General features: G+C 52.0%; 15 protein-coding genes and 3 pseudogenes. 4 read left to right on the top strand and 14 right to left on the bottom strand.

Annotated features, from left to right (window positions below; genetic code table 11):
* Positions 1 to 107: 107 nt before the first annotated feature.
* Together ACWWFX_RS03905 and ACWWFX_RS03900 are read right to left on the bottom strand one after the other, a co-directional pair.
* Complete coding sequence (locus ACWWFX_RS03905) at positions 108 to 242, bottom strand: hypothetical protein (protein WP_456146390.1); 135 nt, start codon at positions 240 to 242, stop codon at positions 108 to 110.
* Positions 235 to 1683 (bottom strand): nucleobase:cation symporter-2 family protein, encoded by a 1449-nt coding sequence (locus ACWWFX_RS03900; RefSeq protein WP_473223259.1) that lies wholly within the window; start codon positions 1681 to 1683, stop codon positions 235 to 237. The genes ACWWFX_RS03905 and ACWWFX_RS03900 overlap by 8 nt, the downstream gene beginning before the upstream one ends.
* A gap of 431 nt (positions 1684 to 2114) precedes the next feature.
* Between ACWWFX_RS03900 and ygfT the strand changes: the two genes are divergently transcribed.
* Positions 2115 to 4037, top strand: coding sequence for a formate-dependent uric acid utilization protein YgfT (gene ygfT / locus ACWWFX_RS03895; protein ID WP_473223258.1), 1923 nt, complete (start codon positions 2115 to 2117; stop codon positions 4035 to 4037).
* Entirely contained in the window at positions 4034 to 4522 is a 489-nt protein-coding gene (locus ACWWFX_RS03890; protein WP_473223257.1) for a 4Fe-4S dicluster domain-containing protein, read from the top strand. Before ygfT ends, ACWWFX_RS03890 begins: the two co-directional genes overlap by 4 nt.
* A 33-nt stretch (positions 4523 to 4555) precedes the next feature.
* Here ACWWFX_RS03890 and ACWWFX_RS03885 read toward each other — a convergent pair whose 3' ends face one another.
* The 10 genes and pseudogenes from ACWWFX_RS03885 to ACWWFX_RS03840 all read right to left on the bottom strand — a co-directional run.
* Positions 4556 to 5923, bottom strand: a complete 1368-nt coding sequence (locus ACWWFX_RS03885; RefSeq protein WP_456146386.1) for an NCS2 family permease — start codon at positions 5921 to 5923, stop codon at positions 4556 to 4558.
* A 28-nt stretch (positions 5924 to 5951) separates the two neighbouring features.
* Positions 5952 to 7268, bottom strand: a complete 1317-nt coding sequence (guaD, locus tag ACWWFX_RS03880) for a guanine deaminase (protein WP_456146385.1) — start codon at positions 7266 to 7268, stop codon at positions 5952 to 5954.
* A gap of 20 nt (positions 7269 to 7288) precedes the next feature.
* Positions 7289 to 8689: a nucleobase:cation symporter-2 family protein gene (locus ACWWFX_RS03875; protein WP_456146384.1), complete on the bottom strand. Its 1401-nt coding sequence runs from the start codon at positions 8687 to 8689 to the stop codon at positions 7289 to 7291.
* Positions 8690 to 8860: 171 nt separating this feature from the next.
* Positions 8861 to 11731, bottom strand: coding sequence for a molybdopterin-dependent oxidoreductase Mo/Fe-S-binding subunit (locus ACWWFX_RS03870; protein WP_473223256.1), 2871 nt, complete (start codon positions 11729 to 11731; stop codon positions 8861 to 8863).
* Positions 11728 to 12507: a molybdopterin-dependent oxidoreductase FAD-binding subunit gene (ygfM, locus tag ACWWFX_RS03865; RefSeq protein WP_456146382.1), complete on the bottom strand. Its 780-nt coding sequence runs from the start codon at positions 12505 to 12507 to the stop codon at positions 11728 to 11730. The genes ACWWFX_RS03870 and ygfM overlap by 4 nt, the downstream gene beginning before the upstream one ends.
* A gap of 45 nt (positions 12508 to 12552) precedes the next feature.
* Positions 12553 to 13881 carry a putative aminohydrolase SsnA gene (gene ssnA, locus ACWWFX_RS03860; protein WP_473223255.1) on the bottom strand — a complete coding sequence of 443 codons (1329 nt, stop codon included), beginning with the start codon at positions 13879 to 13881 and terminating at the stop codon, positions 12553 to 12555.
* A gap of 2 nt (positions 13882 to 13883) precedes the next feature.
* Positions 13884 to 16982 (bottom strand): annotated as a pseudogene (gene ygfK / locus ACWWFX_RS03855) (putative selenate reductase subunit YgfK).
* 336 nt (positions 16983 to 17318) lie between these two features.
* Positions 17319 to 17768, bottom strand: a pseudogene (locus tag ACWWFX_RS03850) (NTP transferase domain-containing protein); the annotation flags it as partial.
* Positions 17769 to 17782: 14 nt separating this feature from the next.
* Positions 17783 to 18480 (bottom strand): IS1-like element IS1B family transposase gene (locus tag ACWWFX_RS03845; RefSeq protein WP_095033700.1). Its coding sequence is split into 2 segments (ribosomal slippage): positions 17783 to 18231 and positions 18231 to 18480, totalling 699 coding nucleotides; the frame shifts between segments, so codons are not numbered across the junction.
* A gap of 56 nt (positions 18481 to 18536) precedes the next feature.
* Positions 18537 to 18662, bottom strand: a pseudogene (locus ACWWFX_RS03840) (NTP transferase domain-containing protein); the annotation flags it as partial.
* Between the two features lie 33 nt (positions 18663 to 18695).
* Between ACWWFX_RS03840 and yqeC the strand changes: the two are divergent.
* Both yqeC and yqeB read left to right on the top strand, forming a co-directional pair.
* Positions 18696 to 19466, top strand: coding sequence for a selenium cofactor biosynthesis protein YqeC (gene yqeC, locus ACWWFX_RS03835; protein ID WP_473223254.1), 771 nt, complete (start codon positions 18696 to 18698; stop codon positions 19464 to 19466).
* A gap of 48 nt (positions 19467 to 19514) precedes the next feature.
* Positions 19515 to 21140, top strand: coding sequence for a selenium-dependent molybdenum cofactor biosynthesis protein YqeB (yqeB, locus tag ACWWFX_RS03830; RefSeq protein WP_473223253.1), 1626 nt, complete (start codon positions 19515 to 19517; stop codon positions 21138 to 21140).
* Positions 21141 to 21193: 53 nt separating this feature from the next.
* Here yqeB and arcC read toward each other — a convergent pair whose 3' ends face one another.
* Both arcC and hydA read right to left on the bottom strand, forming a co-directional pair.
* Positions 21194 to 22126 carry a carbamate kinase gene (gene arcC, locus ACWWFX_RS03825; RefSeq protein ID WP_473223252.1) on the bottom strand — a complete coding sequence of 311 codons (933 nt, stop codon included), beginning with the start codon at positions 22124 to 22126 and terminating at the stop codon, positions 21194 to 21196.
* Positions 22127 to 22159: 33 nt separating this feature from the next.
* Complete coding sequence (gene hydA, locus ACWWFX_RS03820) at positions 22160 to 23545, bottom strand: dihydropyrimidinase (RefSeq protein ID WP_473223251.1); 1386 nt, start codon at positions 23543 to 23545, stop codon at positions 22160 to 22162.
* Positions 23546 to 23584: the final 39 nt, after the last annotated feature.

Raw genomic sequence — 23584 nt, 5'->3', positions numbered from 1 at the left:
TCTCAATGTGATTCTTAACTAAACAATATTGCGACAGTATAATTAACCTGCACCCGTTTTACTGGTAAAAATTTCAACACCCGCACATTTAGGCGGGTGTTGAAGAATCAGAAGAGCAGTAACGCAAACTGAAATCGGCTTTCAATGCCCTGCGCGATAACATCCGATACGGCCGGAATGGCCATCAGCAACAGCAGAATCAGGCTAACTACCCCCCGAATGATGAGATTCTTTCTACTCATCTCGTTGCTCCTTTTTTAGCTTACGCAAAAGCAACCACATGCGAACTGTCCGCACTTTCATCCCGCTGGCGACGCGTTCATCCTGCGCCATCTCGGTATGATGCTGATAACCGTTAAAAAACAGATTCAGCACCACAGCGCTGACGGTGGCAAGCATAATCCCGCTGTGAAGTAATGGCTGGAGAACGCCGGGCAGTTTGGAAAAGAAATCATGCGAAAGCGTTGGCGTCATGCCTACGCCGAGGCTAATGGCGACAATATAAAGATTGTAACGGTTTGTCGTGTAGTTACCGCGAGATAAAATACGGATACCCGTTGCCAGCACCATGCCAAACATGACCAAACCCGCCCCACCAAGGACGAACTGTGGAATAGAGGCCACAAGAACCGCCATTTTGGGCACCATGCCAAACAAAATGAGAATAACGCCGGAGGCTATGCACACCCATCGACTATGAACGCGCGTTACGCTGACCAGACCGACATTCTGAGAAAATGAGGTGTGAGGAAAACTGTTGAACAGACCGCCGATCATCGTCCCAACGCCATCAACGCGCAGGCCACGGATGATATCCTGCGAAGAGAGTTTTCGGCCGACAATCTCCCCAAGTGCCAGAAACATCCCCATGGATTCGATAAATACGATAATCAATACGGCGGTCATGGTCAGGATAGAGACGGGATCAAAAACCGGCGTGCCAAAAGCCATTGGCGTTACAATGGCAAACCAGGCCGCATCATGCAGGCCAGAGAGATTAACCTCGTTAATCATCCAGGAGAGGATAAACCCAAATATGATGCCCAATAAGACGGCAACATTTGACATAAATCCTTTCGCATAGCGAGTGACGAGTAATATAAATATGAGAACGGCAAAAGAGATGGCTAAATAAATTGGATTGCCATACTCGGGGTTACCTTTTCCGCCCGCGGCCCAGTCTATACCAACCTGAATAATACTTAATCCAATAGACGTGATGACCACGCCGGTTACCAGAGGAGGAAATAGCGGCATCAGTCGCCCAATTAAAGGGGCGAGTAATGTCGTAATAATACCCGCGGCTATGGTCGCGCCAAATATCCCTAACAGGCCAATGTCGGGGTTGATGCCAATTGCAATCATTGGGGTGACGGCGGCAAATGTCACCGACATAATTACCGGTAGACGGATACCCATAAAGCGCCCAATTCCCACACACTGAAGTAATGTCACGACGCCACAACAAAAGAGATCGGAACTGATGAGCATAGCAATGGCTTCTTTACTCAGCCCAAGCCTGTCGCCAATCATTAGCGGCACGGCGACGGCGCCAGCGTACATCACTAACACATGCTGTAGCCCGAGGATGACAAGTTTCCCTGGTGATAACAGGCGGTCTACTTCATCCGTCGCGCGACTTTGCCCCGAAGGAGGGGGAAGTTGAGAGTCGATGGCGCTCATGAGTTTCTCCTTTCTCTCGCCAAAAGCTAAAAGTGAATAACATCCAGCAATAGCATGCTCGTGGAGTGCCAGTTTTCTGCTGACAGGAATCGATGTGATTAAAATGCGTGAACGCTCACATAAATACCTTCTTTCTCGGCGACATCCCGTGAGGGTTAATCTGGAAGCAATTTTGATTTTCTCATCTTGATAAAAAATCAATCATTCTGAAATGGTTATTTGCAATTGGTGAGAAACTCTGTTTGTGAATTTTAATAAAGGAAATGAAGGCGGACGTAATCGCGAGGATGTTATGTAATGCGTCGATGGGTAATTTTATTTGATGAGTGTCTCAAAAATTGCATCCGATTTTTTAATACAAGCAAAAATGCCCATTTATTGCATCACCGGTGTAGCGGAAGCAAATCCAATCAGAGTAAAAAGGGAAGCCCATGAAAAAGTTTATCGTTTCTGATGCAACGGAATGTATTGGCTGCCATGCCTGCGAAATTGCGTGTGTTGTCGCCCATAATCAGGAGAACTGGCCCCAGGACCGTGGTGATTTTCTTCCCCGGCTTCATGTGGTGAATAAAGGAAAATCAGCCAGTGTTGTTGTCTGCCATCACTGTACTCATGCTCCTTGCGTAGCTTCCTGTCCGGTCGATGCGTTGACCTACCAATATGGTGGCGTGCAGTTGGATGAGCGACGTTGTATTGGCTGTAAAAACTGCGCAATCGCTTGCCCATTTGGCGTTATCGAGATGGCAGAGAACGGTGCGCAGAAGTGTGACCTCTGTGAGCAACGCGTTGCCGGAGGGCCTGCGTGCGTGCAGGCCTGTCCGACGCAGGCGATCCGTCTTATGGATGGCCATGGAATCGAACAATTGCAAAAAAGGCGGCGCCATCAGGTTGTTTCTGGCATGTCATCGCATGCAAAAGTGTCCTCTTGTCGCAGTGCATTTCTGAAAACCCCCGCACGTAAAGGCGCGGAAAAAACGCCTGCAGAACAACGAAAAACACATTTTGATGAAATTTATCAAGGGCTAAGTAGTGAGCAGGCATTCTTTGAAAGCGATCGTTGCCTGTATTGCGCTGAAAAAGCCAACTGCAACTGGTCATGTCCGTTGCATAACGCGATTCCGGATTATATTCGACTGGTTAAAGAGGGGCGTGTTCTTGAGGCCGTTGAGCTGTGTCATCAAACCAGTTCATTACCGGAAATTTGCGGCAGAGTTTGCCCGCAGGACAAACTCTGTGAAGGCGCGTGTACCCTAAAAGGACACTCTGGCGCCGTCTCGATTGGCAACATCGAACGCTACATTACGGATACGGCGCTGGCTTCTGGTTGGCGACCCGACCTCCGTCAGGTTACGCCTCGTCCGCAGCGTGTTGCGGTAATTGGCGCCGGGCCGGCTGGTCTGGGGTGTGCAGATGTTCTGGCTCGTGAAGGCGTGCATGTTGATGTCTTCGATCGCCACCCGGAGATTGGCGGCATGCTGACGTTTGGCATCCCCTCTTTTAAACTGGAAAAACAAGTGCTTGCCACGAGGCGGGATATCTTTACCGCAATGGGTATCGATTTTCATCTCAATGCCGATGTGGGGCGTGATATTCCTTTCAGCCGCTTAGTGGACCAGTACGATGCTGTTTTTATTGGCGTCGGTACGTACGGTCTTATTCAGGCGAAGCTGCCTCATGAGGATGCGCCAGGTGTGATTCAGGCATTACCGTTTTTAATTGCTCAGACGCGCCAGCAGATGGGGTTACCCTTGAGCGACGAATATCCGTTGACGGATTTGACCAACAAGCGTGTCGTTGTTCTGGGTGGGGGCGACACGACAATGGACTGCCTGCGCACGTCGGCACGTTTAAACGCTACCAGCGTGATCTGCGCCTATCGGCGTGACGAAGCCAGTATGCCTGGCTCACATAAGGAAGTGGTTAACGCGCGCGAAGAGGGCGTTGAGTTCCTGTTTAATGTGCAACCGCAATATATTGCCTGTAATGAAGAAGGACAGCTCTCCGCGGTTGGGTTGATACGCACTGAAATGGGCGATGCGGGCCCGGATGGTCGACGCCGTTCACACCCGGTCAGCGGATCGGAGTTTGAACTGCCGGCGGATGTGCTGATCCTCGCATTTGGTTTTCAGGCGCATGACATGCCCTGGCTTCGCGGAACAGGGATTGAACTTGATAAACGAGGCTTGATTAAAACGGGGGGCGAAGACCGGTTATCGACACAAACACAAATCGATAAGGTGTTTGCGGGCGGTGATGCTGTGCATGGCGCGCACCTGGTGGTGACGGCGATGGTCGCAGGCCGTCAGGCCGCACGAGATATGCTCACCCTGTTTGAGCAGAAGGAGCTGAAATGAAGGCATTTATCGTGGCGGATGAGGCGCGATGTATTGCCTGCCGTACCTGTGAAGTTGCCTGTGTCCAGGCGCATTCTGCGGAAGATGCCCGACAGTTGACGGCATTCTCGCCACGGCTGAAGGTTCAGCGCAGGGGAGAGATCAGTGTGCCGGTTATGTGTCATCAGTGTGAGCGGGCTTCTTGCGTAGAGGTTTGCCCTGTAGGGGCGCTGACGATTGGGAAACGTGCAGTCGAATCAGACGATGCACGCTGCATTGGCTGCCTGCGTTGCGTGATTGCCTGCCCATTCGGGGCGATTTCCGTTGAGAGCTATCCTGACGCGGAAGATTCGACGGTCTTAAAATGCGATCTCTGCGGACACCGGGAAGAAGGGCCGGCCTGTGTGAGCGTTTGCCCAACGCAGGCGTTACAACTGATGACCGATGCTGAACTGCAACGCTACCGTCGTGGGCGTATTGCGAAAAGTGCCATACGCCAACGCTGAAGGGACGCCGCGCCAGATGGCGCGGCGTACTACCTAAATCGCCCAACCGCCCGCATAAAATGCGACCAGCGCGAGGGTGATGATTACCGTCCCAATATTGAGTTTCTGCCATTCCCGCGCAAATACGCGTCCGACGACAAGTGTGACAAATCCCAGCATGATGCCCGTGACAATATTACAGGTCAGTACGATAAAGACCGCGCAAACCAGACCGGACATAGCATCGATGAAATCATCAAAGTCCAGTTTCGCCACGTTACTCAGCATCAGTAAACCCACATACATCAGCGCGGGCGCGGTGGCGTAACCGGGTATCAAATACGAGAGCGGCGATAAAAACAGAATGAGCAAGAAAAGGGCGCCTACGACAGTGGCCGTTAGCCCCGTTTTCCCACCTGCGGCCGTACCCGCTGCTGACTCGATATAAACCGCAGCGGGCGCTGCGCCGACCAGCCCGGAGAATACTGAGCTAACGGAGTCGCTGGTCAATGCCCTTCCACCATTGATGATTTGATTGTCTTTATCCAACAGATTCGCCTGGCCGGCAACCGCGCGAATGGTTCCTGTTGCGTCAAATACGGCGGTCATGACAAGGGCAAGGACGCTTGGTAATACCGTTGGTTTGAGCGCCCCCATGATATCCAGGCTGAAAATCAGTGATTTACCATCTTCACCACTCAGGCTGGGCATAGCGACCAGACCGTGGAATTTCACGGCAGGATCGAATATCAGACCGATAACCGAAATAAGAATGATGACGATGAGGATACCGCCGGGTATGCGGCACTTCTCAAGACCGAAAATGATCGCCAGTCCCAGTAAACTCATCATGACCGGAAATGAGGTAAAGGCGCCAAGTGCGACGGGTAATCCTTCTAGCGGATTTTTAATCACCATACCGACGCCATTTGCCGCAATTAACAGCAGAAACAGGCCAATACCAATCCCGGTGCCATGTGCGATGCCCATCGGTAAATTGCGCAGGATCCAGGTGCGGATACCTGTTACTGAAATCGCGGTAAAGATGACCCCCATCAGGAATACCGCGCCTAGGGCTACCGGTACGCTGATATGCTGTCCAAGTACCAGGCTGAAAGCCGTGAACGCAGTCAGAGAGATAGCGCAGCCAATAGCCATCGGCAGGTTGGCCCATAAACCCATGAGCAGGGAGCCGAATCCCGCAACCAGACAGGTGGCGACAAATACTGCCGCAGGGGGAAAACCTGCTTTCCCTAACATACCGGGTACCACAATAACGGAATAGACCATGGCGAGGAATGTGGTAAAGCCTGCCAGCACTTCCTGGCGAACGGTGCTACCACGGGCGGAAATATGGAAATAAGCATCCAGCGCCCCGTCAGGCCTGGACTTATCGGGGGTGTGTAACGTGTCTCCAGACATAATGCTGCCCTCTATGGGATAACAGGAATCAGGTTCTTTCGTAAACCAGACGGCCATCGATATAAGTGCGATAGATAGAACGATCGTCGCCGAGCGTCATCATCACGAATAATTTGTCTACCAGTGAGGCGGAATTGTCATAGCGCAGTTGCTGTAATGGCGTCACCGTTGGCTCCAGTACAACAAAATCGGCCTCTTTTCCCGGCGTGAAATTACCAATCAGGTGATCCAAACCGAGGGCTCGCGCGCCGCCAAGCGTTGCAAGGTAGAAGGCTTCATAGGCTGAGAGTCGATAACCCTGTAGCTGCGAGACTTTGTAAGCCTCATTCAGGGTTTGCAGCATGTTAAACGTGGTGCCTGCGCCAATGTCGGTGCCCATCCCGACTTTGACTTTTTTGTGCCAGGCCTTACGCAGGTTAAACAGGCCGCTGCCAAGATAGAGGTTTGAAGTAGGACAAAAGGCGATACTGGAATCGGTCTCTTTAAGGCGATCCCACTCTTTTTCCTCCAGGTGGATACAATGGGCAAAGACGCAATTTTTGCCCGTTAGCCCAAACTGATGATAAACATCCAGATAACCATCATGATCGGGATAAAGTGCTTTCACCCAGGCTATCTCATCCTTATTTTCACAGAGATGAGTGTGCAGCCAGGTGTCGGGATACTCTTCCCGCAGACGCTGCGCCATGGCCAATTGTTGTGGTGAGGAGGTCGGTGCAAATCGTGGGGTAATGGCATAGAGCAGGCGACCATTTTTGTGCCAGCGCTCAATTAACGCTTTGCTCTGCTGATAACTGCTTTCAGCATCATCCAGAAGATAGTCCGGCGCATTACGGTCCATCATGACTTTTCCGGCAATCATCCGCATATTGATATGGCTTGCGGCTTCAAACAATGCATCCACCGATTGCGGGTGTACAGTACCGAACACCAGAGCCGTTGTAGTCCCATTTCGCAGTAGTTGCTTGATGAAAAAAGCAGACATTTCGCGGGCATACTCCAGGTCCTGATAGCGCCGCTCGGCAGGAAAGGTGTGTTTATTTAGCCATTCCAGTAACTGTTCGCCGTAGGCGCCAACCATCTCACTTTGCGGATAGTGAATATGCGTATCGACAAATCCTGGAACGATAAGCTTGCCTCGATAGTCTCGCACCCGAATGGAATCGGGAATTTTATGTTTCCCTTCCTCCCACTCGCCAAACCACAGCACTTTACCATCCTGAATCAGCAACAATCCGTCTTCGACAAATCGCAGAGCCGATTCTAATTCCTCTGGATGCTCGATCGTGCGGGTAATATCGATAAAGCCGCCACGCACCGCTTTGAGCGTGTGTTTCCCGATCATTATGAACTCCTTTACTGGTATTAATCCGTGTCTTCTGTTGCCCGAGCGGCGGGGAAGATTTCCTCTTGCCGATAGCCACCGGGAAGAATGATATTCAGTACCATGGCGGTTAACCCACCGGCACAAATGGGGTTCTCTACCAGTACATAGATTGAGGCTGGAAGGATTTTAAAGATTTCAGGGTCGTAGGAGACACCTAATCCGAGGCCCAGCGAGGTCGCGACAATTAAGGTTTCCCGACGTCGAAGTCCGTTAGAAATAATGATGCGGATGCCTGCGATGGCGATCATTGAGAACATGAGCGTCATCGCACCACCGAGCACCGCAGAGGGAATTGTTGTGAAAAATCCGCCAATCATCGGGAAAAGGCCAAGTACAATCAGGATGATGGCGATAATGCGTCCGATATAGCGTGAGGCGACACCTGTCATTTGAATCACGCCATTATTTTGCGCGAAGGTTGTCAATGGCAGAGAGCCAAGCGCACAGGCGATGACTGACACGAGGCCGTCCGCAAGCACGCCGCCTCTCAGGCGCGATAAATACTCATCGCCCTGAATGGGGCGTCGCGACACCATGGCGGTTGCGGTAATGTCGCCGACGGCTTCAAGGACGCTCAGCAGGTAAATGGTGCCGACGACGAGGAAATGATGAAAACTGAACTCGAAACCGTATTTGAACGGAACCGGTAACGTCACCAGGGGGAGATTGCGCAGACCGCTGAAATCAACCATGCCCAGACAAAGGGATACGAGGTAGCCGATGATCAGACCAATCGCGATTCCTCCCATCCTGAGCAGAGGGCTTCGACAGCAGTTAAAACCGATAACGACCAGAAGCACCAGCAGCCCTACGCCAAGATTTTCGTAGTTTCCGTACGTTCCGCTGGCCTTCGCTGCAAATCCGCCACCGAAATCAATAATACCGACTTTGATCAAACTGAGTCCGATCATTAGCACCACGATACCGCTGACGGTTGGGCTAATAACCCGGCGTAGGTAAGGCAATATGAATGAAGAACCTACCACTAAAAAGGCGCCGACGAATGAGACGCCGAGGAGCGACGAAATAATTAATTCCTCATGAAAACCGTCGCTTTTAAGGCTGCTGCCCAGAGCTATCATTACGGTTACAAATGAGAAATTAACCGACTGTATTGAAAGTAAGCCAGAGCCGACAATGCCATAACGGTTGACCTGCAGCCAGGTTCCAATACCCGATGCAATCATAGCCATAGACACCAGATATGCGGTGGTATCGGGGGAAAGCTGTAAGGTCGCGCCGACAATGAGCGCTGGCGTCACCATAGGAACAAAAATAGCCAGCAGGTGGGTAATTGCGCCCACCATGGCCTGGTGAAAGGGAGGGCGATCCTCCAGTTCATAAATAAGATCGGAACCTGCGCGGGTTATATCAGACATCCCTTCACTCCTTCTAAGTAAATTTGATCATCTGATTCAGCAGGATAAATTCTGTGAATTTTGAATGCAGGAAGCCCAGAGCAGTGTTCGCTCTATTCACAGACAGCAATTTAATCGTTATCGAATCGTTGAAACAGGCCGCCCCGGCAGCAGTCGGAACGGCCTGGATTATTATATTTTTCCTAACGCAGTCAGTATTTTCTCCGGCGTAAAGTGCCACTCTCGAAGCCAGATGCCACAGGCATCATGAATCGCGGTGGCAATAGCCGGTGCCGCGCCGTTAACGCCAATTTCAGAGATAGATTTGGCGCCAAAGGGGCCGACTTTATCATCGCTGGGGACTAACACGGCGCGGAAATCACGCGGGATATCGCCAATTTTAGGGGCACCGTAGGCGCGCAAATCACGGGTAAGTGGGTGACCTTCACGATCGTAGATAATTTCTTCGCTCAGGCTATGGCCAATCGCGCGCAATGTTGCACCGTAGATCTGCCCCAACGCCAGCTCAGGGTTGACGGGCGTACCGCAGTCCAGGAGTGCATAAAACTTGTCGAGTCGGATTTCGCCGCTACGCACATTGACCGCAACTTCCGCAAAGTTTGCACCATACGGGAAAGCAAAATCAGGCGTGATGTAGCACGCGGTCGCAGAGAGCGCGCCAAAACCCGTTCCTGTTTCCCCCAGATGAGCAATATCACCGTAACTGACTTCACCGCGTTTGCCCCGCACAACACCCGGTGCGGCAATGATGACATCAGCCAGCGGCTCATTTAGCATTTGCGCGCCATGAAAGAGAATTTTCTCACGCAGATTTTCCGCTGCCATGCGCGCCGCATTACCCGAGAAACAGGTACCCGAAGAGGCATATGCGCCTTTATCGAATAATGCACTATCCGTATTTCCCGAAATGACCTGAACGTCAGATGTTGGGCAGTGCAGGACTTCAGCCACCAGTTTAGTCACCACCGTATCCAGCCCGGTGCCAATATCCGCGCCGCCAGACTGAACAATAACGGTACCGTCTGATTCCAGTTTGATCAGGCAGTTGGCCTGGTCGATATCCGGAATACCAGACTTCTGCATGATGATGGCCACACCACGGCCGATCCGCCAGTCGCCGATTGCGCCCTTAGGAGACGACCACTGAATCATTTCGCGCCCCTGGCGCAGGATCTCCTCAAGTGCGCAGCTGGCTGCTGTCGGCACGGACGTTGGTGCTTTCCCTTCACCGATTGAGCCCAGAATCTTCAGTTCCTGACCTTCGTGGACGCGGTTGCGTTCAATGATGTCGAGTTGATCAATCTGAAGCTGCTCGGCCAGCTCCGCCAGCGCCATAGTGATGGCAAAGTTACCTTTAGGGGCGCCGTAGCCCTGGTAAGCGCCAGTAGGGCAAATATTACTGTAGTAAGTGGTGACCCGGAAGTCGACGTTATCGCAAGGATAAAGCGGCAGCGACAGTGCTGGCCCGTTGGAAGGAACGGTCAGCGCATGGTTACCATAAGGGCCGGTATTCGCGCGGAAGTCCATTTTGATGGCGGTCAGGCGACCATCTTTCTTCGCCCCAAGCGTTACGGTGACGTCAGCGACGTGGCGGGACGTGTTAGCGATAAACTCTTCTTCACGGGTATAGCGGAAATACACCGGTCGTCCGGTCACGCAGGTTGCCCATGCACATACTTCTTCCAGCAAGATGTCTTGTTTGGAACCAAAACCGCCACCCACGCGCTCTTTAATGACGTGAACTTTGTGTTGTTTCATGCCGACGAGACGAGCAACCTGGCGACGGACATGCCAGGGAACCTGGGTGGAGGCGTGAATAATCAGTCGGTCGCCATCCATGCGGGTAAAGCAAAGGTGCGGTTCTGCAGGACACTGCTGGGCCTGCGTGGATGAATAAGTGCGTTCGATGACCACATCCGCATCGGCAAAGCCTTTCTCCATATCGCCGATATGACCATGTAATCCTGCTGCAATGTTTTTGCGAGGCCGTGCGCCAATCGGGAAATTGATAATCATATGTTCGCCGCGTTGGGCGGCGTGCTGATTATCCTCTTCAAGAGTGTCCGGTGCGCCTGCGGCATATACCACGGGCTCATCGTGAACGACTGGCGCATCCTCTGCCATCGCTTCGTCAATGGACAGGACGGGCTTGAGCACCTGATATTCCACGTCAATGAGCTTCAGCGCCGCCAGAGCTATCTCTTCAGACTCCGCCACTACGGCCGCGACACGATCGCCCACGTGGCGCAGCTTTTTACCAAACATGCGACGATCGAGAGGAGACGGTTCTGGTGCGCTTTGACCGCCCGGTGTGTAGTAAATATCGGGGCAGTTGCGGTGGGTAATGACGTGCACCACGCCCGGTAAGGCTTCTGCTTTACTGACATCAAGGTGAGTAATCAATGCGTGAGCATGCGGGCTACGCAGCATCTTGATTATGCAGGCGTCAGGCGTCACGCGATCTTCCACGTAACAGGGTTTCGCCTGAACCATTTTTGCCGCATCTGTTTTGGGATGAAGTTTACCCACCACGGCCAGGTCATCACGAAATGTCGGGGCAACATCCAGTGTCGCGTGGGGATTGGTTTTACGTGCGGCGGCCAATTCAACCACCTGGTAATATTGCTGCCAGCCCGCGTCACGGCTGAACAAACCGGAAAGCGCGTCGTCTATTTCTTCACGTGTTGGCTCAGGGGTGCGATCAAGGAGATCGGTAATGATCAGTGCGGCAGCAGGATCGTTATAACCTGATTGTACAACACCGATATCGACCATCGCCTGCTGGACAAGGCTTAATTCATTCCATTTACCCAGCGATTCCGCTGTTTGTACTTCTGCGTTAGCCAGCTGGGCGGCAATCAGTAGCGAGGCGTTTACGATGCGGCCATTGAAAATAATCGCATCGGACCCGGCAAAACCAAAGCCATCATCACTGTTGCGAACGGAATGCATGCCCAGGTTAAATAACATTTTTTGCACGTTTTCGCCGGGATTAACCTTTAATTCGCGTGCAACGTTATTAAGTGAAAAATGAATAATCATAAAATGTCCTCTCCTCTCTGCTGGCAGTCAGCGTAGAGGTCCGCGACCACAATACCTGCGATGTAGCGCTTGTACGCGATGCTTCCGCGAAGATCTTCTTGCGGGAAGATGGACGCAGCGACCGCATTTTCTAATGCTTCACCCTCCAGCCCCTGCGTTTCGACATCGTGCAAACGCATCGCGCGGGGGGTAACGCCATCCAGCGCTATGCGCATGCCTTGCTTATCGGTAAGTGCGACCGCGGCCGTCATGACGGTTAACCCGGCGACAGAGCGGCTGATTTTTCTGGTCGCGCAGGCGCGATAGGGATCTTTAATGACGATCTCGGTGATCAGGCGATCGTCTGGGCAGGCCAGGTACTCCTCCAGAGGAAGCGTACTGCCGTCACCAAAAACCAACACGGAATCAAGTGCTAACAGAACAGGCAGTAGCACGGACTCTTCCTGTTGGGCGGCAATTTCGCCGCCGAGGGTGGCCTGGTTACGCAGATGACGTGAATAGATGAAACCCAGCGCTTCATGCAGCGCAGCCGGAAGGTATGGGGTATCGCGTAAGAGCTGTAGGCGGGTTGTTGCGCCAATACGCAGAGCGCCATTATCCCAGTCAGTCCATTCCAGCTCCAGATCCTGAAGCGAAATAGCAATACGTTTATCAGTATGAGTCGGTGTGGCATTAAGCTTGCTACCGCCAGAAAACCAAACGGCGTCATTGTGATAGCGACGTTTTAGCTCCAGTGCTTGTTCCACCGAATCTGGCTTGAAAAATTGCTCGATCATAATTCTGCCTCGTGATTCCCTCTCCGCGTTGGGAGAGGGTTTGAGTTATGCCAGTGAATCCATCCGTCGCCACATGTTGGCCGCCGCTTTCCTTGCTTCGCTGTAGATAGCGTCGCAATCGAAGGTAAACTGACGATCTTCGTAGATCATGATGCCGTTGACGATCACGCTGTGTACGCTGTTCGACCCGAGCCCAAAGGCAATGTGCCCGGCGATATTTTCGGCCAGCAACGGCGTCGGAGGGTTGTAGTCACAGATAGTCAGATCGGCCTTGTAACCCGCTTCAATTTGGCCGAAGCGCGCGCCAAAGTTGCGATTGAGCAGTTCATTACCGTTAGCCAGCGCTTTCGCGAAGCTGTCTGGCCACAGCGGGCCACCGGCATCACGATGTTTAAAGAAGGCGAATTTCAGCTCCTCGAACATGTCAGAACCAATGCCATCGGTACCCAGCGCCAGGTTGCGAATGTTGCTCAGGTAAGGGTTGTAACCAACATGGTTGTTCATGTTAGAGCGGGCGTTATGCACCAGGAACGCATCTTGTTGATTGAGTAAAACAATATCGTCGGGCGATAAGTAAAGGCCGTGGGCAATCAGCGTTTTATGACCGATAAGGTCATATTCCGCGAGCCTTGCCAGTAAGTCTTTACCATAGAGATGATGGCTGTGAGAGACATCATAACGATCTTCTGCCGCATGAATGTGTACACCCCGGCCAGTGGTTTTTACTGCTTCTCGCAGCATTTCCAGGCCCGCATCTGGTACGGTAAAGGGGGCATGGGCGCCAATATGCGCTTCGACCAAATAGGGCTCAGAGCCATTTTTACGTGCGCTATCGATCTGGCGCGCAAAGCGAATGTTCTCTTCCACGCCGTCCTGAAGCTCTTTGAGACCGCCGTTACGATCGGTGGTTTCAAAACACGTCATACCGCGCAGCCCGACTTTCAGAAATGCGCTACGCAGCGTGCTCAGCGAACCGGCGATGTAGGCTGGTGAAGCGTGATGGTCAATCACCGCCGTACAACCATTTTTAATGGCTTCAATAGAGCAGATTAGCCCGCTGTAGTAGAGAGATTCTTCATCCAGCGCACGATCCAGACGCCACCATAGATTTTTCAGCGTAGAGATAAAATCAGGGCAGGGGGCAATGTTTGCCATAATGCCGCGCGACAGCCCTGAGTAAAAATGGTTGTGAGCACAGACAATACCCGGCATAACAACACGCCCATGCATCTCTTTCCAGCGGGCCTGAGGGTAGCGTTGTGTTAACGCATCACCCACCTCGATAATGACATCGTTATCAATCGCGATATCGACACTTTCCTGTACCTTTGCCGGGAACAGCTGTACGACAGTGGCATTTTTCAGAATCAACATGGTTATACCTCCACCCGTCCGAGCAGATAGTGATGATGCTGGTGGACATGACTGATGATGCGGCACATGTCATCCAGTTCCGCCGGCACGTGGGTAAATTGGCCCGAGTTGTTTATCGTCAGCGTCCAGCATTGGTCATTAAGGCGAACCCGCACATTCTCTCCCTCTATCAGGAAGCCGGGATTGTGACTGTTTTCAAAGTCCTGAAGCAGGCTAAACAGGGTGACTTTGTCCTGATACGGTTTCCCCTGCCACGGACAGAACTGGGCGCAGTTACCGCATTCGTTACAATAAGCATCCAGGTGCAGCGTCTGGAAACGATCGTGGAAACCAGGGATAGGCAGCGACACATTGGCGCGGTTAGGGCAGACATCCACGCATTTGCTACAGACATAATTACATTCAAGGCAGCGTGCGGCTTCCTGCGTCACAAAGGCGTCGCGATCGTCTTTATCGACCAGTGAGATAGCGATGTTGCCTTTTCGTTGATAAATGTCGGCAGGATTGACGTTGTTCCAGTGCTTATCGTGGTGATGCGAATGGATATTTTCTCGTTTCAGAATGGCATCAGTAGCCCGGCGAGCCGTGCCAATAGCGGAGACGATCGATGATGGGCCGCGCTGGACATCACCAATCATAAAGACATTCGCCGTGCGGGTTTCACCGATGGCATTCACATCAGGCCAACCGTTTTCATCCAGCGCGACACCCATTGCATTGAGCGCGTCGGTATCCTGCTGTTCACCAATAGCGGTTATCAGGCTATCAACATGCAGCTTAACTGTTTCGCTGGTTTCCACCGGGCGACGACGACCTTTCGCATCGGCTTCGCCAAGCGCCATCACTCGCAGAGTTAATGTTCCGTCTTTATCGAATTGTTCAGGGTTAGCCAGGAAGCGGAATTCTACGCCGTCGTGCAACGCCTCTTCATACTCTTCCCGCCACGCTGGCATTTCCTGCAAGGAGCGGCGGTACACCACCGTTGCTTTTTCGACGCCAGGTACGCGAAGCGCTGCGCGCGCGCAGTCCATCGCGGTATTGCCTGCGCCTACGATAGCGACATGTTTACCCAACTGGAGTTGAGCGCCCTGGTTGTATTCACGCAGGAAAGGCAGCGATTTCCAGACGTTCTGGTTATCGCCATGCAAATTCACACCACTGTTTTTATCCGTACCGGTGGCAATCAGTACGTAGTGATATCCCTGCTTTTGCAGGTGAGCGACATTTAAGTGCGGATCACATCCATATTCGAATTTCACGCCGTGGCTGGCCACAAACTCGATATCGTGTTCGATAAGTTCGCCGGGAATACGGAACTGAGGAATGATGTTTTTCACCACGCCACCGGCGTTTGCTTCTCGTTCAAAAATCGTGACAGGATGCCCAGCGCGTGCCAGGAAATAACCCGCAGCCAGACCAGCCGGACCTGCGCCAATCACCGCAACAGGATGGCGGGAACCGGACCCTGCAGGTTTGTGCCAACGCTGTTTGTACTCGTCCCAGCCTTTTTCCAGTGCGACTTTTTTCAGTTCACGAATGTTGAGCGCGCTATCGTAATCCAGACGCGTACAGTTGTACTGGCACTGATGATCGCAGATGTGACCTGTAATGGCGGGGAGGGCATTGCGCTGATAAATAAGCTCCAGCGCGTCGGCGTAACGCTGTTCGCCCAGAAGGCGAATATATTCAGGGATATCTTGCTTAATGGCGCAGGCCGTGACGCAGGGGGCAACATAGCAGTCTGTTAGCGGGAGCCCTTCCGCGACGTTAATTCGCTCTTCCGGCTTCCAGTGTTTTTGCGTGTATTCCATGGTGACTGCATCTTCGGCAAGCCGGTTTAATTTTGCTACATCAACATGCTGCATTTCCCAGGCGTTGGAGCTTTCGAGTTCACGCATGCAGGCACTCAACCGTAAATAACCGCCAGGTTTGAGTAAATCAGTTGCCATTGTAATAGGGCGAATACCGGTATCGAAAATATCGCGGATATTCATCTGGCTGGCGCCGCCGGAGTATGAAATAGGCAGCTGACCATCAAAGGCGCGAGAAAGCACCGCAGCGACATTGATGGAGAGTGGGAATAATGCGCGACCCGACATGTACATCTCGTCACCGGGCAGCGCACCCTTATTGTTGATTGTTCCGAGCGTATTGGTGAGTTTTACACCAAAACCCAGCGATTTTTCTTTTGCCAGTTGCATTAAGCGCTGCAGCATTTCCAGCGCCTGATCGAGCTTAAGATCGTGGTCAAAAGAGGCTTCCTTCAGCCCAATATAGCTAAATCCGCAGCCGTCGAGAATTTCGCGGACACGGGCAAAGCCCAGTAGCGTTGGGTTGAGTTTCACAAAGGTATTCAGCGCTTTCTCTTCCAGCATATAGCGACAGATAGCTTCGATTTCATGCGGCGGGCATCCATGCATGGTGGATAGCGTTACACCATGAACCATTGCGCCAGGAATACGTGCCGGTAACGCCCGAAGTGTTTCCCTGCGCGACAACAGATGATGGCGAGCGAGGAAAGTGTCATCCTGCAGCCATTTGCTCAGCGTATCGCGATACTAGGCAAATTTAGGGTGCGCGGAAGCATTCATCATATTGTCGATGAACTGCTGCATTGGCGGTTGTTTAATACCGTCAAGGTTATAGCCAACACTCATGTTAAAGATGAAGGATTTACCTTCTTCCGGAGGCAGCAACACTTTCTCCAGCAGGTGAAGGATAAACCAGGCTTTCAGGTATTCATCCCAGGCTTTGAGCAGGGTGAATTCGGTGGACCATTCGGTGTTAAAACACTCATCTTCAGCATCTATGCAGGGCTTTTCCAGCTCGAGGCGGTCGAGAATTTGTACCGTTTTGAGTTCAATGAAACGACCGCCCGTTAGCCATGAGGTCACAATGTTCTGGGCGAGTTGAGTATGTGGACCCGCTGCGGGGCCAACAGGCGTGGCGCAGCTTTCACCGAACACATTGACTGACTTTTCCTCGGCGGGTTTATAAAACTGCTGTTCAGGAATGCCAAAGATAGAGCGTTGTTGCTGGTATTCCTCAAATATGCGCGTCAAAAGTTCCTCAAACGGAACGGGACGCATAATATCCCCCATGACCCTCTCCTTAATTTGTTTCAGGTATCAATCAATAACCGACATGGACAGCGCCGGTGGTTTAGGGGGGATACAGCAACATTCACACCACTCTTGCGATAGTGCAGTTTAAAAATAAGTTTTTGTGAGGTGCTTCTAAAGTTTATGCCGCTTTGTGAATTGTCTCACATCAGGTAAGTGAGAATTAAAATCAATCCGCGATACATATCATTGGGTGGGTTACCGAACAGATCTGTGTTTCTCAAAAATAGTGGGTGATTATCATTATGATATGATTTTTTGCGAATAAATTTGTATTTGCTGAGAAATGCGGTCTCATTAGATATGCATTTCATATTATATTTTAGTAATGCGTTTGAAATCATCAGGTGTGTCAATATCCAGAATGATTCTTTCATCATCCAGCGCAACAGAATAATGAATGCCTGCCAGTAAAGCCTGGCGCATGCTGCCCATGCTGGCGTGAGATACCGCCTGTATCAGGCAGGTTAAAGGCAGTAAAATGGGGTGACCAGGAACCCCATTAAAGTGAGGGAGTAACGCGCCATCACCTCTTAGTTGCCAGATTTTATTGAATATTTCTTCATTCAGACAGGGCATGTCTCCATGCGTGATAAAGCAGTATTCGCTTTCCACAGTTGAAACCGCAGCCGTGATGGAACTGAACAAACCCTGGGTGTAATTCGGGTTGTGGACAATGATGATATCTTTATGATTAGCGTAACGTGAATGTAGCTCGTTCGCCCGATAACCGGTAACCAGAATAACCCGACTACAAAATTGCAGGTAATAACTCCAACTTATTGATAGTGTTTTATGTTCAGATAATGCCCGATGACTTTGTCATGCAGCTCCACCGATTTTGAGAACGACAGCGACTTCCGTCCCAGCCGTGCCAGGTGCTGCCTCAGATTCAGGTTATGCCGCTCAATTCGCTGCGTATATCGCTTGCTGATTACGTGCAGCTTTCCCTTCAGGCGGGATTCATACAGCGGCCAGCCATCCGTCATCCATATCACCACGTCAAAGGGTGACAGCAGGCTCATAAGACGCCCCAGCGTCGCCATAGTGCGTTCACCGAATACGTGCGCCACAACCGTCTTCCGGAGCCTGTCATACGCGTAAAACAGCCAGCGCTGGCGCGATTTAGCCCCGACGTATCCCCACTGTTCGTCCATTTCCGCGCAGACGATGACGTCACTGCCCGGCTGTATGCGCGAGGTTACCGACTGCGGCCTGAGTTTTTTAAATGGCGGAAAATCGTGTTGAGGCCAACGCCCATAATGCGGGCGGTTGCCCGGCATCCAACGCCATTCATGGCCATATCAATGATTTTCTGGTGCGTACCGGGTTGAGAAGCGGTGTAAGTGAACTGCAGTTGCCATGTTTTACGGCAGTGAGAGCAGAGATAGCGCTGATGTCCGGCAGTGCTTTTGCCGTTACGCACCACCCCGTCAGTAGCTGAACAGGAGGGACAGCTGATAGAAACAGAAGCCACTGGAGCACCTCAAAAACACCATCATACACTAAATCAGTAAGTTGGCAGCATCACCAAAATTGCAATGCGTTTTTGATACTCGCATCAAGTATCGTGCCTTCCTGCCAGGGTAACATCATTTTCCATTGCCCCATCCGTGAGGAAAGACCAGCGGCAGTCATTATACAATCAATTTTTGGCATAATTTTCGTTGCTTCAGGTGGCTGGTAATTATTATGGAGAATATAACAGAAGATATTGCACCGAATTGTGATGTCGATGGGCCGCGTAGACCTCTGGTCATTTCTGTTGTCGGTGCAGGAGGGAAAACCAGCACGATTCTCTGGCTTGCAGAATTATTTGCCAGAGGTGGGCGACGGGTTTTAATCACCACGACAACGCATATGTTTTTCCCCGATGTCTCCTGTCCCCGACTGTTTTGCCGTGAACCGGGCGCATTACCTTCCCCTATATTGATGCAACCTATGCTTGCTTGTTTTGCTTCATGGAAAGCCGCTGTGGGTAAAGTTCGCGGATTTCCCTCTTCTGCCATTGACTGCCTGGCTGCCAGGTCAGAGTGCGACATTATTTTGGTTGAAGCTGACGGCGCTCACGGTTTTCCGCTCAAAGCGCCAGATGTGCATGAACCTTGCATACCACAGAGTAGTCGTTGCGTGATTGCCGTCATGGGCGGGCAGATGCTGGGGCAGAAAACCGGGCCGGAACATGTTCATCGTTGGCCTTTGTTTGCCGGTATTACCGGGGTTACAGCGGATAAGCCTTTGTCGATCAACGATCTCATTCGGTTAATTCAACATCCGGAGGGGGCATTCAAAGGTGCTCCGGAAGGATGTCGGAGAATCTGGCTCATTAATCGATTTTCTCACTTTGAGAATAACCGGATGCAAATGGAACTGCTTCAGCCGTTACGACAGGGGAATATCGATGCCATTTGGCTGGGGGCCGTCCAGGAAAACCCTCCGATTACTTACCGATTCGTAAGATAACTACGTCGGTTATGCGGCGTGATGAACGGAATATCTATTGAGGTTCTTATGAATATTTTCACAGAAGCTGCAAGGCTTGAGGAAGAGAATCGCCCCTTTGCAATAGCGCAAATTATTGATAGCCGTGGCTCCACGCCCCGACATTCCGCTCAGATGCTGATACGGCCCGATGGCTCTATCACTGGAACAATCGGTGGGGGAATGGTTGAGCGGAAAGTGATTGATGAATCATTACTTGCGCTCGAAGAACGAAAACCACGGTTGTTTCATGGAAGGATGGCGCGTAATGGTTCTGACGCGGTGGGGTCGGACTGCGGGGGCGCGATGTCCGTATTTATCAGCGTCCATGGGTTACGCCCCCGGCTGGTGTTAATTGGTGCCGGTCATGTGAATCAAGCCATTGCAAAGAACGCCGCATTGTTAGGCTTTGATATCGCGGTCGCAGACATTTACCGCGATAGCCTGAAAGCGGATGCATTTCCTCCTTCAACACAGTTACTTCATGCAGACACGTTTTCCCTGGCTGTCGATGCACTGGCGATCCGGCCGGATAACTTTGTCTTAATCGCTACCAATAATCAGGACCGGGAAGCCCTCGATAAACTCGTGGAACAGCCTGTGGCGTGGCTGGGGCTGTTGGCCAGTCGGCGCAAAGTGCAGGTATTTCTGCGCGAACTGCGTGAAAAAGGCGTGAGCGAAGCGAACATTGCCCGCCTTCATGCGCCTGTTGGGTACGACATTGGCGCCGAAACGCCGGAAGAGATCGCCATTAGCGTCCTGGCTGAAATCCTGCAGATTAAAAACCGCGCGCCTGGTGGTCTGATGATGGCCGCTAATCACCCTTCACGGCATCAACGCGTAGTCATTCGCGGTGCCGGCGATATTGCGAGTGGCGTAGCGCTTCGCCTGTTCCATGCCGGTTTTAAAGTGTTTATGGTTGAGGTGGAACAACCGACGGTGATTCGCCGTAGCGTGGCATTTGCTCAGGCAATGTTTGATGGTGAAATGTGCGTTGAAGGGGTCACTGGCCGTCGGGCGGCAACTGTAGCAGAGGCCATTTCACTTTCTGAACATGGTGTTATTCCTCTTCTCGTTGACCCCGATTGCGCTTTGCTTGAGCAACTGAAACCTGGCTGTGTGGTCGATGCTATTCTTGCAAAGCAAAACTTAGGTACACGCATTGATATGGCCGCGGTGACGATTGCTTTGGGGCCTGGTTTCCATGCGGGTAAAGATTGTCACGCCGTAGTCGAAACGAATCGCGGCCACTGGTTAGGCCAGGTTATTTATTCCGGTTGCGCGCAAGAAAATACCGGTGTTCCGGGTAATATTATGGGACACACTTCGCTTCGCGTTATTCGAGCTCCGGTCGCCGGCGTGTTTCGTGCGGCGGTCAAACTGGGGGATTTAGTGGCGGAGGGTGACGTGATTGCCTGGGTGGGGGAAAGCGAAATTAAAGCGCCCTTGTCGGGAATGGTTCGTGGATTGCTCAGCGACGGCCTGACGGTGGTGAGCGGCTTTAAAATTGGCGATATCGATCCCCGGGGAGAAAAGGCGGACTTTACCAGTGTCTCCGATAAAGCCAGAGCTATCGGCGGTGGTGTCCTTGAAGCGCTGATGATGCTGATGCATCAGGGCGTGAAATCGACTCGCGATGTGCTGGAAGTGGCATAAAGAGAGAGCGGGAAGGTGTGTGACACCTTCCCGCTCTTGATGAAGAAGAGCTATTACTGACAAATAATCGTACCTGTTTTACCTTCTATCCCTTCTTTCGCTTTACTCAGTACCGTAATTAGCGCCTCACGTCCCGCGCGTGAACGGGCAAAAGATGCAGCGGCTTCAACTTTGGGTAGCATCGACCCTTTGGCAAAGTGCCCCTGGTCAATAAAGCGTTGCGCATCGGCCAGGGAGAGCCGATCGAGCCATTGCTCGTTCGGTTTACCAAAGTTGATCGCGACTTTTTCAACGGCAGTCAAAATGATCAGCATATCGGCGTCAATCATTTCAGCCAGACGAGAACTCGCCCAGTCTTTATCAATTACGGCGCTGGCACCGCGTAAGTGGTGTCCTTCACGGATAACCGGGATACCGCCACCGCCAGCGGTGATGACGACCTGACCCGCTTCCATTAAGGTCTGAACGGTCTCTTTCTCAATAATATCGATGGGTTTCGGTGAGGCAACCACACGGCGATAACCACGGCCCGCATCCTCTTTCAGGATGTATCCTTGTTTCTCCAGCTGCAACGCTTCTTCCTGACTAAAGAAGGAGCCAATTGGCTTGGTTGGGTTCTGGAATGCCGGATCGCGGGCATCAACTTCCACCTGAGTGATTAGCGTCACAACCGATTTGTGTATGCCGCGAGATAACAACTCTTCGCGCAACACATTTTGCAGATCGTAACCTATATAGCCCTGGCTTAACGCCACACAGACTGACATCGGTAACATAGGCGTGTGGGCTTCGGTTTTCGCGGCGGCTTCGAAGGCCTGGTTGATCATACCAACCTGGGGGCCATTTCCGTGGGTGACCACGACCTGATGACCCTGGGCAATCAAATCAACAATAGTCTGAGCCGTCATTTTGACGGCCTGCATCTGCCCGGCGAGATCCTCACCCAGAGCATTCCCGCCAAGCGCGAGAACAATTTTCTTACTCATTTTTCCTCACTCATAATCTGTGAATGTTGTTTGCTAAAAAGTCGGGCGGACGAAGGGTTTTCGCCTCAGGAAACGACCGCGTCCTGCCTTGCCGGTAAAGACGCCATCGCTGTAAAGCGTTTCCCCACGAGATAAGGTTCTGATGATTGCACCGGAACAACGCGTGCCTTCCCACGGTGAGTAGTCACAGTTATCGTGGAGATCGGTATGACGAATGACCGTCGTTTGGCGGGGATCGATAATTACCACATCGCCATCAGCACCTGGTGCCAGTACGCCTTTCTGCGGCCACAGGCCAAAGAGTTTTGCGGGCGTAGCACTGGTCAGCGCGACAAAGCGCTCAGGCGAAATGCGCCCGCTCATTACGCCGTTTGAGAATAAAAGCAGCAGACGATTCTCCACCCCTGGCAGGCCATTTGGGCAACGGCTGAAGTCGCCAGAAGAAAGATGTTGGCGTTGCGTCATCGGGAAAGTGCAGTGGTCGGTCGCAATGGTATCAATCGCGCCATCGCTGATACCGCACCACAGTTTGTCCTGCTCACGAACATTTCGTAGCGGCGGGCTCAGGATAAATTTCAGCGCGTCTTCCGCTTCGTAACGGCGTTCATCCAGCAGCAGATACTGCGGACAGGTTTCAACCCACACGGGCTGGTGGCGCTCCCTGGCCAGCCGAGCATAATCGAGCCCCAGACCATTGGATAAATGAACGATATAGAGTGGTGCATTGCCGGCTAGTTGGGCGAGATTAATCATGCGGGCAATGGCTTCCGCTTCACATTCCAGCGGACGGCTCAGCGCGTGGTAGCGAGGGGCGGTTAATCCTGCGGCCTGAAATTCAGCTCGCTTTCTGGTGATTGCCGCATCGTTTTCCGGGTGGACGGTGGCGAGTGCGCCAGAATCATGCAGACGCCGTAGCACCTGAAGAGCTTCGTCATCATTCACTTTATACTGGTAGGTTAAATAGAATTTAAAACTGCTGATGCCCTCTTCGACCATTGCAGGAATTTCATCGAGAATGGCGGGGTTAACATGCTGAATAACACCATGAAAACTGTAATCGACAACCGCTTTATGGGCGGCATATCCATGGTAAACCTCAAGCTGATGTTTGAGGCGACAGCCAGCCGGGCCGAATCCCATATGGTCGATGATGGTTGTTGTACCGCCACACGCCGCAGCGCGGGTGCCGGTAAAAAAATCATCACAGCTGCGGGCGATACCGACGTTGATGTTGAAATGAGTATGTACGTCGATCCCGCCGGGCATCACATAACATCCTTGTGCATCAATGACGTCGCAGGGGAGTGGTGGAGTTATGTTGTCGGCGATTTGGCGCACAATACCGCTTTCAATGAGTAAGTCCTGCTTTGCCTGCCCATCGGCATTCACCAGGATTCCGTTTTTAATCAGCACGCGCATAACAAGCTCCGGACACCCTCCGGCGAACCGGAGGGATAG

Source organism: Pseudocitrobacter sp. 2023LY-00077, from assembly GCF_055796175.1.
Note: the sequence above shows the minus strand (reverse complement) of the source record. Positions and strands in the feature narration are given on the sequence as shown.